Genomic DNA, 14,515 nt, shown 5'->3' on the forward strand with positions numbered 1-14,515 from the left:
TGGCTCAATCCGCAGCCAGCCATTGATACATCACCAGCGTATCCACAAAACCCAGCTGCTTATGCCGGTAAGCTTTAGGCACCCTGCCCACCACTTCAAAACCCAGCTTTTGCCACAACGCCACTGCCACAGTATTGCTTGAAACCACGGCATTAAATTGCATGGCCTTAAAACCCAGCGCCAAAGCACGCTGCTGTGAATGCTGGCACAGCGCTTTGGCCACGCCTTTGCCTCTGGCGGCATCTGCCACCATATAGCCGCAATTGCTTACATGTGCGCCCGGTCCGCTGGCATTGGCTTTAATATAATAAGAGCCAAGCACCACGCCATCTTCCACCGCTGCATAGGTTTCGGCAGGCAGTGTGCACCACAGCTCAAATGCTTGCTGCTCGTTTAAATCAGGGTCAAATGCATAGGTTTCTTCTGCTTGAATAATTGCAGAAAATACAGACCAAAACTGAGAGAACAATTCGGGGGTCATTGCAACTATATTCATTGATCACTTCTCGCGTAAATAAACAGGGATGCGCTTTTTAAAAAGCTTATCACGCTCATCCCCAATATTTTTCCAGATACAAATGGCCAGCTTGGGATGCTCGGCATAAAAAGATTTACTAAAAATTAAAAAGTAATCTTTTGTGCTGATATCCGGCTCTAAGCGCTGTATTTTTAATTTTTTATTCTGCTCTAAAAAAGCATCACCCAGATGTTGCTGCGTCGCATAAGCATCAATACGGCCTGCCGTTAATTTGGCAAAGTTATTTTCGATACTAAGCGCCTCTTCATAGGGAATATTTAATCGCTCTAGATCTTTAACAACCGACCACCCCATATTTGCCCCCACTTTGCCCTGCAAACCCGTCAACCCCTTGCCATCCCAAACCAGCTTCGATGCTCGGTTTACAAAAAAAGCATAGCGCAGAGTCGTTAAGCGCTGGCTATGATCGGGCAATTCATCGCGCATAGGATAAACAGCAAAGGCGGCGCGCTCCTCCGTATATGAGAGCATTAACACGCCTTGAATCAAATTACTTTTTAAACTATTCAGTAATCGCAAAGGGGGATAGCGTTCTATCTCTGGCAAAACGCCACACTGTGTTGCTGCAGCACGTGCCTGCTCAATTGCAATCCCTGGCAAAGCCTGCAATTGTAAACTATCGCCCATAATATAAGGAGGAGATGATTGCTGATTCACCCCGATACGCAGCACAATCTCTGCCTGTGCTGCTGCCACTGGCAAGCTCGCCAAGACACCTATTCCAAGAAATTTTGCTTTATTCATTTTTCCAGCTTAGCAGCAAAGCACAAAGACTCCTCTTGCTAATCACATCAAACCGACAATGTGCCTGCACACAAGCAAGCTGACACTGCTTATAATCTAGCCTCTGCTCACCCTGGCCACTTTTATGTCTTTGCCGCAATACTGGCGCACCCCGCTCTGCCTTGCTCCCCGCCCTTTACACCCCTGGCTTACCGAACGCGGCTCTCTTACCGCCATGCTGATGGCGCATTTTCCTGAGATCTCGGTACAAGTGATCTTTCAAGGCTGGCAACAAGCGCATTGGGATGAAGCAGCTTGCTTAAGTAGAACAGCCAACAGACAAAATATGGCCTGCCGCGAAGTCGTCTTAAAAAGCAAACGCACCTCGCTGGTTTACGCACATAGCATCACCACGCCTGCCGCCTTACATAAAGGCTTCCATCTATTTGGCCGTAGTGGCAGCCGCCCGCTAGGTGCCTTGCTATTTGCTGACCCCACTATCTGCCGCTCTGACCTTAGCTGGTGTTGCATCGATCCACGCCATCCACTCTGGCAAAAAGCTCAGGCCGCCGTGGGATCATTACCAAAGAAACTATGGGCAAGGCGCTCGATATTTTATGCAGGCCACGACAAACTACTGGTCACCGAAGTATTTTTGCCTGCACTATTAGACAGCGCTTAATAATAAGATAGCCAAAACCAGCAGCCCACCTTCAGCGCAAAATACCCCCAAGATGTAAGTAATTACTTTCTCTTGCGAAAAGGCCATAAACCTTGACGCCAGCGCTTTCCAGCAGCAAAGTAAGCGCACATTTTTTGAAGCTGACTCACCCTATGCTATCCCGACTTCCTGCTTTCGCCCGCCTGATGCGTATCGACAAACCCATCGGCACTTTATTGCTGCTCTGGCCAACATTATGGGGGCTATGGTTTGCCAGCAATGGCCGCCCCGACCCGATGCTGCTGCTGATTTTTTGCCTAGGCACCTTTTTAATGCGCGCCGCTGGCTGCGTGATTAACGACTATTGCGACCGAGATTTTGATGGCCATGTAGAGCGCACCCATGCTCGGCCCTTAGTCTCTGGCGAAATCAAACCTAAGGAAGCGCTATTGCTGGCGGCTGCCTTAGCACTCACCGCATTTTTACTGGTGCTGCCTTTAAACCGGCTGACGCTACTCCTCTCTATCCCCGCCGTATTTCTAGCGGGCTCTTACCCACTCACCAAACGTTTTCTAGCCTTACCGCAAGCCTATTTAGGCATCGCCTTTGGCTTTGGCATCCCTATGGCCTTTGCCGCCCAAACGGGTGACGTGCCCGCTTTTGCCTGGATCTTACTGCTGGCCAATATTTTATGGACCATCGCTTACGATACCGAATACGCCATGGTCGATCGGCCTGACGATTTAAAAATCGGCATTAAAACCTCGGCCATCACCTTTGGCCGCTTTGACGTGATCGCCATCATGCTCTGCTTCACAGGTTTTATCGCCCTGATGGCATGGCTAGGCATAGAGAGCCAGCGCGGCGTGATTTATTTTATTTCCCTGCTCATCTCAGCAGGCTTAGCACTCCAGCAATACAGCCAGATCATCGCCCGCGAACCAGCAGATTGCTTTAAGGCTTTTTTAAGTAACAACCGAATTGGCGCGGTGATTTTTATGGGCTTGGTTTTAGATTATGGGCTTAGCCACTGATTTCATAGAAAGTAGAGGCCTACCTTTTACGTAATAAGCCCCCTTCTACTGATGGAGACCCCAATGAAAAAGATCATTACAGCACTACTTATCACCTGCCTAAACAGTGCCGTTTTTGCAGAAGTGAAGAATACAAAAGACTTACCTGGCCATTATTATTTGCAAGGGGTACGTGAAGTGGGCTCCGAGCTATTGCTCGGCAAGGATGGTCAGTTTCAATGGATGATGAGCTATGGCGCGGTGGATCAATACGCCCAAGGTACCTGGCTAGTGGACAAGGGCAACGTTTTGCTCGTCTCCACCCCTGCCGCAGAAAACCCCAGCTTTCGCCTGTTTACCGAAGATGAAATGCGTATCCGTAAGCCCGCAAAAGCGGGCACTTGGGTAGCGATTGTAGGTATACCCCAAGTTGGGCCGACACCGGGCGTTGCAGTGAAATTTGAAAGCAAAACAGGTAAGACGCTGACCGCCATCAGCGATGCAAATGGCGATGCCATCGTTGATATGCCTGATAGTGAGGAATGGATGCGAGCAGGTTTACGTGGCGCAAAAAGCAAAAGTGACTGGCAATGGTTTGCGATTCCCGCAGAGCGCAAAAAAGACCGGATAGCTGCTTTTGCAAACAGCGATGAAAGCCAAGCCAGGCCCGCTACCTTTGAAAAGCTACAGCTAAAAATAGAAGAAAAAGGCCTGCGCATCAGCGACCAAGAAGCGATGCCTCGCGGCCTTTATACCAAGCAATAACAACACGTAAGCATAGAGCTTGCCTGCAAGCTCTATGCTTAATCAGCCACGCAGCATCTTCTCTGCCCAGAAAATCCCACTAACCGTTTTACCATCAGTAATCGATCCATCCAGCACACCTGCAATTAGATCATCGAGGCTCACCGCTACGCATTCTACAAACTCGCCTTCGTCGAGCTGAGGCTTGCCCGCCGTGAGATTTTGCGCCAAATAAAAATGAATTTCTTCATTTGTATAGCTAATGATGGGATGGTGAACACCTAGCTTTTGCCATTCTTGCGCGGTATAGCCGGTTTCTTCCAATAATTCGCGCTTGCCGCAAGCCAGTGCATCTTCACCGGCATCAAGCTTGCCAGCGGGGAACTCCAGATACACGCGGTGCATAGGGTAGCGATATTGCCGCTCCATCAAAAGTTTGCCATCGGGCAGCACCGGAATAATCATCACCGCACCGGGGTGGATCACATATTCACGCGTGGCATGGCTACCATCGGGCAGGCGCACGGTATCGCGATTGATATGCAAGAGCGCGCCATCAAACACCCGCTCGCTACTGATTTTTTCTTCGATTAAATGTTGATCTTTTTGCATGGATTCCCAGCGGGTTGATAATTAAAAAGTTCTGTAGACATAGAGGACACAGAGAAAAACGAAGATAAATCACGGTGTTTCTATGGCCTCTTCCCCTTATTTGCCCTCAATCGAACCATACCGCAACAGCGATTACAATTTAACACTGCTGCTATTCCAGATTTTACGCGCATATTCGCTGATGCTGCGGTCCGATGAAAAGCGCCCCATTCCGGCCACATTCAGCAGGGCTTTTTTATGCCACTCCAATGGCTTTAGATACAGCGCATCCACTTTGCCCTGCACTTTTACATAATCTGCAAAATCTGCCAATAATTGATAATGGTCGCCCCAATTGACCAGTAAATCAAAGATAACTCGATAGCGCTCTGGCTCATCGGCACTAAAAAAGCCGGATGCTATTTGATTTAATACTTCATGCAAGACTGGATCGGTCTCATAAATCGCACGGGGGTCGTACGATTCTTGCCGCAGGCGCTGCACATCGTCGCTATTATTACCAAATATAAAAATATTATCTGCGCCCACCGCTTGGCTAATTTCTATATTTGCACCATCCAAAGTACCAATCGTTAATGCGCCATTTAATGCAAATTTCATATTTCCTGTGCCCGATGCCTCAGTACCTGCGGTCGAAATCTGCTCGGATAAATCTGCAGCGGGGATAATGATCTCAGCAAGGCTCACGCTGTAATTAGGAATAAACACCACTTTCAGCTTATCGCCCACTCTGGCATCGTGATTAATTTTAGCGCCCACATCATTAATCAGGCGAATTAATAATTTGGCCATTTTATAAGCCGATGCGGCTTTCCCTGCAAAAACAACCACTCTTGGCACAATAGCGGCATCTGGATTTTTTAGAATAAAGTTATAGCGGGTAATCACATGCAATACATTAAGCAATTGCCGTTTATATTCATGAATGCGCTTTACCTGTATATCAAATAAAGCGTCAGGTGAAACAATACCACCGAGATGCGTAGCGATATAGCGTACTAAGCGCTCTTTATTGGCCCGCTTAGCCACCATAAAATCGCCAATAAAACCCTCATCTTCAGCCAAGGGCTTTAGCTCGGCCAATTCATCTAGGTTAACCCGCCATGTTCTGCCTATTTTTTCGTCAATCAAGGCAGCTAAAGGCCGATTGGCTTGAGCTAGCCAACGCCTTGGCGTAATGCCATTGGTCACATTGGTAAAGCGCTCTGGATAAATCCGCGCAAAATCAGCAAAGATGGTCGATTTCATTAATTGAGAATGCAGTGCCGAAACACCATTCACTTTATGGCTAGCCACTACAGCAATATAAGCCATACGAATTTTTCGCTCGCCTGATTCATCCACCAAAGAAACGCGGCGAATCAAATCTGCATCATCCGCAAAGCGCTGTTTAACCTCAGCGAGAAAGCGCTCATTAATCTCAAAAATAATTTTTAGATGTCGGGGCAGCCAATGGCTAAACATCTCTACCGGCCAGGTTTCCAGCGCCTCGCTCATTAAAGTATGATTGGTATAAGAAAAAATTTTCTGTGTATATCCCCAAGCCGTGCCCCAATCCAAGTGATATTCATCAATTAAAATACGCATTAATTCTGGCACAGCCAATACAGGATGGGTATCGTTTAAATGAATGGCAGTTTTATCGCTAAGTTGATTAAAATCTTCATGGGTAAATAAATAGCGATGCACAATATCTTGCAAAGAAGCCGAAACAAAAAAATACTCCTGCCGCAATCTAAGCTCTTTGCCATGCTGGGTAGAATCGTCAGGATATAAAACTCTGGATACATTTTCGCTATGATTTTTTTCTTCTACCGCTGCAAAATAATCACCCTGATTAAACATATGTAAATTAATACTGCGTGAAGCCCTCGCCGACCAAAGCCTAAGCGTATTGGTAGCCGTCGTTTGATAGCCGGGAATAATATAATCATAAGCCATCGCCAATACATCTTGCGTATCCAGCCAATGCACCACATTACCTCTTGTTTCTATTCGCCCGCCAAATTGCACTACATATTGAATTTCATCCCTTGGGAATTCCCATACATTTAAAGCAGACAACCAGGTATCTGGTGCTTCAACCTGCTGGCCATCAATAATGCGCTGCTTAAACATTCCAAAATCATAACGTATGCCATAGGCAAACCCCGGCACGCCCATTGTGGCCATTGAATCTAAAAAACACGCGGCCAAACGCCCCAAGCCGCCATTACCCAACGCCGCATCAGGCTCGTAATCCAGAATCTCATTTAAATCCACACCCATTTCATCAAGCGCCGCTTTCACCGGCTCGAATAATTCCAGCGCCAATAGCGCATTGGATAAAGCGCGGCCAATTAAAAACTCCATTGATAAATAATAAACCCGCTTTAAATCCTGAGAATACTGCGCCCGTGTGGTGCGCATCCAGCGCTCTACCAGCCTATCCCTTACCGCCAAAAAAGTCGCATTCAACCAGTCTTTAGGCTGAGCCACAATCGGGTCTTTGCCAATAAAAAACACCAGCTTATTGGCAATGGCATGCTTTAAAGCATCGCTATCATTACCGGGAGAATCGTATTCAAAAGAAACCGTCATTGGGTGCTCCTTTAAAAAACGCGTGGAATCGTCGCCCTAGCTTAGGGTGTGCAAGTCGTTGTGCACCGGCTCTCTGTACCTACAGACCTTTTCCCTCATTCATTCATCAACTTTTCATACAAAGCCACATACTGCGCGGCTGCTGCGCTCCAGCCAAAATCGGCCTGCATGGCGCTACGGCGGGTGGCTTTCCAGTCTTTAGGGCGATGCCAAAGGATAAAGGCGCGGCGCAGAGCGCGGGTCAGGGCGGCTACATTAAAATCGTCGAAGACAAAGCCGGTGGCGCTGGCGTCTTCTAAGTTTTCCAAGCTGCAATCAATCACAGTGTCGGCAAGGCCACCAACCCGGCGCACTAGCGGCAAAGCGCCGTATTTCAGGCCGTAGAGCTGGGTAAGGCCGCAGGGCTCAAAACGGCTGGGCACGAGTAGCACATCGGCGGCGGCCATGATGCGGTGCGAGCAATCTTCGTCGTAGCCAATTTGCACGGCAATTTGCGCAGGATGAGCTGCGGCAGCGGCTTTAAATGCATCTTCCAAGGCCGCGTCCCCACCGCCTAACAGCACAAACTGCCCGCCACGCTGGGTGATTTCATCCAGCGCGGCCAGCACCAGATGCAGGCCTTTTTGCTCGGTAAGGCGGCTGACTACAGCAAAGAGCGGCTGATCGCTGCTTGGCTCTAAGCCCATGCGCATTTGCATATCTTGCTTGCACTTAGCCTTGCCCTGCATTTTTTCCACGCTGTAATTAGCGGCGATCAGTGGGTCGAGAGTCGGGTTCCAGACCTGATCGTCTACGCCATTCAGAATGCCTGTCAGATCTGCTTTTCGGGTTCTGAGCAGGCCATCAAGGCCGCAGCCCTGCTCGTCGTGGGTAATTTCGCTGGCGTAGCGTGGAGATACAGTGCTGATATGGTCGCAAAAATACAGCCCTGCTTTCATAAAAGAAATCTTGCCGTGAAACTCGATGCCTTCCAGCGAAAAAAATTCAGGCGGTAATTCTAAGCTGGCAAAGGCCGAGGCCGGAAACACGCCCTGATAGGCTAAGTTATGCACCGTAAACACGCTTTTTGCAGGCCGGCCCGCAGCCACTAAATAAGCGGACACAAGGCCCGCATGCCAATCGTGGGCATGCACCAGCTCTGCCCGCCAATAAGGATCTAAGCCACTGGCAAGCTGTGCCGCCACCCAGCCCAATAGGGCAAAACGCAGATGATTATCGCTATAAGGCTGCTGGCCCACATCGAGGTAAGGGCTGCCGGGTCGATCAAAGCAATGCGGAGCGTCGATCACATACACGGCAATGCCGCTGGCGGTATGACCAAATAAAATTCTAATCGGCCCCGCCATGCTATTCACGGCGGCCACTTCGCCATCAATATTGAGCCCAGCCAGAATCGCCGGAAAGCCAGGCAAGAGCACGCGCACATCACATCCCAAATACCCCAGCGCCAAGGGCAAAGCCCCCGCCACATCAGCCAGCCCACCGGTTTTTAACAGCGGAAACAGCTCGGCACAAACATGTAACACGCGCATAGATGGCTACCCTTGGATTGGTTTTAGCAAACTTCGTAAACATAAAAGCCCCCAAACCCAAATCTTGAACCACAGAGAACACGGAGGACACAGAGAAAACCAAACGATTCAAAGATAATATGTCCGCTTTAAGCTTTGACTAGAGATCAACACAAACAAGGCAAGCCATGATCCCCGAGTGTTTTTATCGGAAATTCAACGAAAATGACGCTATTTCAAAAATAGGACGTATCAGGTTTTCTCCGTGAGACTCCGTGTTCTCTGTGCCCTCCGTGGTTCAAGATTTGGGTTTTATCACAGCTTCGCCAGCATTTCTCTTGTCACCAGCACGACACCGCCTTCTGAGCAGTAAAAGCGGCGCTCGTCTGCGCTGCGATCCTCGCCGATCACAGTGCCCTCAGGGATTTGGCAGCCTCGGTCTATCACACAGCGACGCAAGCGGCTGGAGCGCCCCACAGTGACCGAGGGCAAGATCACCGCCGAATCGATGGTGCAAAAAGAATGCAAACGGACTTTAGAAAACAGCACCGAGTTATTCACCAAAGAGCCAGAAACAATGCAGCCGCCAGAGACAAGGGAGTTGAGTGTCATGCCGTGGCTGCCATTGATATCCTGCACAAATTTAGCAGGGGAAAGCTGCTCCTGATGCGTCCAGATCGGCCAGTTTTTATCGTAAATATCCAGCTCAGGCAGCACCGAGGCGAGGTCTAAATTGGCCTCCCAATACGCGTCTACCGTGCCAACGTCTCGCCAATAGGGGGCAGCACTGGCGTCGCTCGATACGCAGGATGCACTAAATGGATGAGCCAGTGCACGGCCTTCGGCCACAATGCGCGGAATAATATCTTTACCAAAATCGTGGGAAGATTCTTCATCGGCCAGATCTTCGGCCAGCATGCGATTAATATAATCGGCATTAAAAACATATACGCCCATCGATGCCAAAGCTTTATCGCTTTTATTGGGCATGGCGGGCGGATCGGTGGGTTTTTCAATAAAGGCGGTGATTTTTCGCTCTTCATCCACCGCCATTACGCCAAAGGCGGAGGCTTCAACCCGATCGACTTCGATGCAGGCAATCGTGCACGCGGCGTTGTTTTCTACATGATCGAGCAGCATGCGGGAGTAATCCATTTTATAAATATGGTCCCCCGCCAGAATCACCACATATTGCGCTCTGTAGCTGCGGATAATATCCAGATTCTGAAATACCGCATCGGCCGTGCCGCGATACCAGTGTTCTTCGTCCACTCTTTGCTGAGCGGGCAAAAGATCAATAAATTCATTCATTTCATTGCGCAAAAAAGACCAGCCGCGCTGCAAATGCCGAAGCAGGCTATGCGATTTATATTGGGTAATCACGCCAATTCGGCGAATACCTGAATTAAGGCAATTAGACAGGGCAAAATCAATAATTCGGTATTTGCCACCAAAATGCACCGCAGGCTTGGCGCGGTGATTGGTTAAGTCTTTTAAACGAGAGCCACGGCCACCGGCCAGCACCAGCGCCACGGCCTGATTAGGGAGCTGGCGAGCCAAAACCAGCTTATCAATTGCTTCCATCTCACCACTCCCATCTGCCTACTTATATGAATACTAAGCAAGCTTGAGAGTAATTTCTTAGAAAGATGTTTAATCAGGCGCATCAACATGCCCGTGGGCACCAAAGTGCCCACGGTTTTACACCCAATACTGATGTGTTTTACGCTGGTTTTATTTTAGATTTAAGACCGTGTATTCAAAATACTCAAAGCCACCGCTTCGGCAATTTTAATACCATCCACACCGGCAGATAAAATTCCACCCGCATAGCCTGCACCTTCACCGGCAGGGAATAAGCCCTTGGTGTTGATGCTTTCTAGCGTGTCGTTATCGCGCTTAATCCGTACCGGTGACGAGGTGCGGGTTTCTACGCCGGTAAACAGCGCGTCACTCATGCCAAAGCCTTTAATTTGCTTATCAAACGCTGGCATCGCTTCGCGAATAGCGGTAATCGCGTATTCAGGCAAGCAATCGGCTAGGTCAGTTAAATGCACACCCGGCGTATAGGAAGGCACAACCGAGCCAAACTCGGTAGAAGGCTTGCCAGCCAGAAAATCGCCTAGCTTTTGCACTGGCGCTTGGTAAGTGCTGCCACCGGCTTCAAAAGCCTTACTTTCCCACTTACGCTGTAGCTCAATCCCTGCCAGCGGATGACCTGGGAAATCTACTTCTGGCGTAATCCCCACCACAATCGCCGCATTGGCATTGCGCTCATTACGCGAATACTGGCTCATACCATTGGTGACCACACGGCCTGGCTCGGATGCTGCGGCCACCACCGTGCCACCGGGGCACATACAGAAGCTATATACCGAGCGGCCATTGCTGGCGTGGTGAACCAATTTATAATCTGCAGCACCTAAAATCGGATGGCCTGCGCTTGGGCCAAAGCGGGCGGTATCGATCAAGGCTTGCGGGTGCTCTACTCGGAAACCCAGCGAAAACGGCTTGGCTTCCATATACACGCCCTGCTCGAATAGCTTGTAGAACGTATCGCGCGCGCTATGGCCAATGGCCAGCACTACATGTTTGGAATGGATTTTGTCGCCATTGGCCAGCTCAACGCCTTCAACCTGACCATCGTTCAGAATCAGCTGCTCTACCTTGCTAGAAAAACGCACTTCGCCGCCCAGCTCAATAATATTGGCGCGCATGCTTTCAACCATGCTGACTAAACGAAACGTTCCAATATGAGGCTTGCTGACATACATAATCTCGTCTGGTGCGCCCGCTTTTACAAACTCTTGTAAAACTTTATGGCCTAAATGCTTAGGGTCTTTAATCTGGCTGTAAAGCTTGCCGTCAGAAAACGTACCCGCGCCACCTTCACCATATTGCACATTCGATTCAGGATTCAGCTCACCCTTGCGCCATAAGCCCCAGGTATCTTTTGTGCGCTCACGCACCGCCTTACCGCGCTCAAGGATAATCGGCTTAAAGCCCATTTGCGCCAGCAATAGCCCCGCAAATAAGCCACAGGGCCCCGTGCCGATTACCACAGGGCGATCAGTTAAACCTTCCGGCGCGTGGCCCACATATTGGTATTCAATATCCGGCGAGATCATGATGTGGCGATCAGCACTCAAGCGTTTAAGCACCGCAGCTTCGTTTTTGACTTCTGCATCAAGGGAGTAGATCAGCAGAATGGCCGCACGTTTACGCGCATCGTAGCTGCGCTTAAAGATCGTAAAGCTGATCAGATCAGCTTCAGACACAGCCAGCCGCTTGAGCAGTGCTTGTTTTAGCTCGTCCGTCGAATGATCGAGCGGCAGTTTTACTTCGTTTATTCTTAACATTCTGTCTTTCCGAAATTCAAGGTGCGCGTAGGTGCTTGATTTGATTATTTTAGGCCACGCCTGAAATAATCAAACAAAGTCACGCCGCGCGGATTCAACCCGCTATTTTGCCGGTTTTCTGCGCATCGTGCAGAACTATGGCAGCGCAAATAAACCCGTCAGCACATCTGCCCACCCAAAAATGTTAAATCTTTTAAACACACAGGCTTAAAGACCTTGATTTTACGCAGCTCTCTTGCTTGGTAAAAAAGCGTTCCTACAAAATAAGACGGGTGAAAAATGCCAAATAATTGGTGAGAAAAACGGCGGGTTTCACCCCCTACAAAGACTATTTTCCTTAACAAAACGGCTCAAGTTGATACCCATAGAGGCACGTTTATCTTTCCCAACGCTGCAAGCTAGGGTGTGGACGAGTGCGCATAAAACTGCCCCCTAACTTCTGTAGCTTGAGAAATACTATTTCTTTGGGACCGCCTTCTCGCATGAAAAATTAAGAAACTCGTAATTAAAAACTAGAGAGGTGTAAGATCATCGAATAATTAAGTGCTTCTTTTGCTCATTGTTTAGCAAATTTTTGCTTTTTTTGATTGTTTCAAAGCATATCCAACCCAAGGTCACAAAAAATTAACCTAACTGCAACACAAAGATAGTCTTGCTGCAAACTTTAAACCTTACTCTCGCGCCTCAACACAAGAACCCAATAACAGAAGAGAGAAAAGCAATGCGCATCACATTATTAGCCAGCTTAATTTGCAGCTCCTTAGTATTAGTAGCGTGCAATGACAGTGATACAGACACGCCCGTTAGCCCGCCGGCTACGCCAACTGTTGCCGCAGGCACCAAGCTTGATTTAGCGGTACTACAAACCACCGATTTGCACGCCAATGTGCTGAGCTACGATTACTACAAAACCACCGATGACACGACGATTGGTTTTGAGCGTACCGCCACCCTGATCGATGCCGCACGTAAAGAAAATCCAAATAACTTACTCTTTGACGATGGCGACACGATCCAAGGTAACTCACTCTCTGATTTCCAAGCGCAAATCGAGCCAGTAAAGTGCGATTCCCAGCTCGCGATTCATAAAGTCATGAGCCACATGAAATATGATGCAGGAAATATCGGCAACCACGAGTTTAACTACGGCCTGAAATTCCTTGGTCAAGTGACAGGCAATGCCATGAAAACCGGGCCAGAAGCAGGCCAAAACTGTAAAGGGCCGGATTTCCCCTTGATGGTCTCTAATGTGAATAATGCGGGCGATGGCAAACCGCTATTTGCACCTTATGTGATTCTGGAACGCACCTTTAAAACCACGGATGGCAAAGATATCAAGCTGAAAGTCGGCGTAATTGGCTTTACCCCACCAGGCATTATGAACTGGGATAAGCGCAATCTTGAAGGCAAAGTCACCGTCTTACCTGTCGTAGAAGCAGCCAAGAAATACGTGCCACAAATGCGTGCTGCAGGCGCAGATATTGTGGTTGCGCTTTCACACGGCGGTATTTCTGATGCGCCTTACAGCCCAGAAATGGAAAACGCGGTGTATTACCTAGCAAAAGATGTACCGGGTATTGATGCCATTGTGTCTGGCCACTCGCACAGCTTCTTCCCTGATGGCAAAAACTATAAAGACATCAAGAACGTCGACAATGTAAAAGGCTTGGTCAATGGCGTGCCAACTGTCATGGCGGGATTTTGGGGTAACACACTCGGTGTATTGAAATTAAACCTAGAGTTTGACGGCAAAGCGTGGAAAACCAAAAGCTCACAAGGCGAGCTAAAATCGGTTAGCACGAAAGATGCTGCAGGTGTAGCCACCACCGTAGCCGCAAAAACCGAGATTGCTAAGCTGGTAGAAAAAGAACATCAAGGCACAATCAAATACGTGAGTGCTGGGGTGGGTAAGAGCGAATACCGCATCAGCTCTTTCTTCTCGCAAGTGGGCCCAACAGCAGCAATGCGCCTGATTAATCTGGCACAAGCTGACTATGTAGCCAAGTTTGTGAAAGCCAATTTACCGCAGTACGACAAGCTGCCTATCCTGTCTGCCGCTGCGCCGTTTAAAGTCAACTTCCGGGGTACTGGCTTTACCGACATCATGGCCGGTGATGTGGCAATCAAAAATATTGCGGACCTTTACCTTTACCCGAACACACTGCAAGCCGTAAAAATCAACGGTACTGCGGTGAAGCTTTGGCTAGAGAAATCAGCAGAACAATTTAACCAAATTGACCCTGCTAAAACAGCCAATCAAGACTTAATCAACAGCGCATTCCCATCGTATAACTTTGATCAAATCGACGGCATTACTTATGAAATCGATGTGACCAAAGATAAAGGTAGCCGCATTGTTAATCTAAGCCTCAATGGTAAAGCGCTTGATCTAAAAGCCGATTTTATCGTGGTCACCAATAACTACCGTGCCAGCGGTGGTGGTGGATTTGCGGGCCTAGATGGCAGCCAGATCGTGATTGATAGTGGCGGCGATGCCAATCGCGACATCATCGTTAATTACGTCAAAGAGCAAAAAACGCTGACACTGGCAAAACAAGGCCCAGTGGCAAACTGGCGCTTTGCCAAGGTCAAAACAGCAGGCAAAGTGCTGTTTGAAACCTCGGCAGATGCGGCAGCAGCCAGCGTAGCCGCTCAGGACAAAATCAACAATGTTTCGCTCGACTCTACCAAGGCGGATAAGAGCGCAGCGGTATTTAGCATTGATCTGAGCAAGTAATGATTCGCTGATCGTTTGATTTAAAAATCCTCAGGGC

11 protein-coding genes are annotated in these 14,515 nt (G+C 48.7%); 4 read left to right on the forward strand and 7 right to left on the reverse strand.

All coding sequences use genetic code 11. From position 1 onward, the window contains the following. Window positions 1-4 precede the first annotated feature (4 nt). The gene (locus tag VN23_RS10485) at window positions 5-496 is read right to left on the reverse strand and encodes a GNAT family N-acetyltransferase (protein WP_046351159.1); all 492 of its coding nucleotides are present in this window, start codon (window positions 494-496) and stop codon (window positions 5-7) included. Window positions 497-499: 3 nt separating this feature from the next. Next, window positions 500-1,282, reverse strand: a complete 783-nt coding sequence (locus VN23_RS10490) for a substrate-binding periplasmic protein (protein ID WP_046351158.1) — start codon at window positions 1,280-1,282, stop codon at window positions 500-502. A gap of 124 nt (window positions 1,283-1,406) precedes the next feature. On the opposite strand from VN23_RS10490, the gene VN23_RS10495 reads away from it, so the two are divergent. The 3 genes from VN23_RS10495 to VN23_RS10505 all read left to right on the forward strand — a co-directional run bounded on the left by VN23_RS10495 (window position 1,407) and on the right by VN23_RS10505 (window position 3,700). Further along, window positions 1,407-1,943 carry a chorismate--pyruvate lyase family protein gene (locus VN23_RS10495; RefSeq protein ID WP_046351157.1) on the forward strand — a complete coding sequence of 179 codons (537 nt, stop codon included), beginning with the start codon at window positions 1,407-1,409 and terminating at the stop codon, window positions 1,941-1,943. Window positions 1,944-2,095: 152 nt separating this feature from the next. Next, window positions 2,096-2,956: a 4-hydroxybenzoate octaprenyltransferase gene (gene ubiA / locus VN23_RS10500; protein WP_046351331.1), complete on the forward strand. Its 861-nt coding sequence runs from the start codon at window positions 2,096-2,098 to the stop codon at window positions 2,954-2,956. 63 nt (window positions 2,957-3,019) lie between these two features. Then, the gene (locus VN23_RS10505) at window positions 3,020-3,700 is read left to right on the forward strand and encodes a hypothetical protein (RefSeq protein WP_052746503.1); all 681 of its coding nucleotides are present in this window, start codon (window positions 3,020-3,022) and stop codon (window positions 3,698-3,700) included. Window positions 3,701-3,742: 42 nt separating this feature from the next. On the opposite strand, the gene VN23_RS10510 is transcribed toward VN23_RS10505, so the two are convergent. From VN23_RS10510 to VN23_RS10530, 5 genes are all read right to left on the reverse strand, one after another. Next, window positions 3,743-4,291, reverse strand: a complete 549-nt coding sequence (locus tag VN23_RS10510; protein ID WP_046351156.1) for an NUDIX domain-containing protein — start codon at window positions 4,289-4,291, stop codon at window positions 3,743-3,745. 132 nt (window positions 4,292-4,423) lie between these two features. Further along, window positions 4,424-6,871: a glycogen/starch/alpha-glucan phosphorylase gene (locus VN23_RS10515; protein WP_046351155.1), complete on the reverse strand. Its 2,448-nt coding sequence runs from the start codon at window positions 6,869-6,871 to the stop codon at window positions 4,424-4,426. A gap of 95 nt (window positions 6,872-6,966) precedes the next feature. Beyond that, complete coding sequence (gene glgA, locus VN23_RS10520; RefSeq protein ID WP_046351154.1) at window positions 6,967-8,403, reverse strand: glycogen synthase GlgA; 1,437 nt, start codon at window positions 8,401-8,403, stop codon at window positions 6,967-6,969. 294 nt (window positions 8,404-8,697) lie between these two features. After that, entirely contained in the window at window positions 8,698-9,966 is a 1,269-nt protein-coding gene (gene glgC, locus VN23_RS10525) for a glucose-1-phosphate adenylyltransferase (RefSeq protein ID WP_046351153.1), read from the reverse strand. A gap of 161 nt (window positions 9,967-10,127) precedes the next feature. Continuing rightward, the gene (locus VN23_RS10530) at window positions 10,128-11,741 is read right to left on the reverse strand and encodes an NAD(P)/FAD-dependent oxidoreductase (protein ID WP_046351152.1); all 1,614 of its coding nucleotides are present in this window, start codon (window positions 11,739-11,741) and stop codon (window positions 10,128-10,130) included. A gap of 721 nt (window positions 11,742-12,462) precedes the next feature. On the opposite strand from VN23_RS10530, the gene VN23_RS10535 reads away from it, so the two are divergent. Continuing rightward, a complete protein-coding gene (locus VN23_RS10535) occupies window positions 12,463-14,478 on the forward strand; it encodes a bifunctional 2',3'-cyclic-nucleotide 2'-phosphodiesterase/3'-nucleotidase (protein WP_046351151.1) in 2,016 nt (671 codons plus the stop codon). Window positions 14,479-14,515 lie beyond the last annotated feature (37 nt).

It is taken from the genome of Janthinobacterium sp. B9-8 (assembly GCF_000969645.2).
Classification (GTDB): domain Bacteria; phylum Pseudomonadota; class Gammaproteobacteria; order Burkholderiales; family Chitinibacteraceae; genus Iodobacter.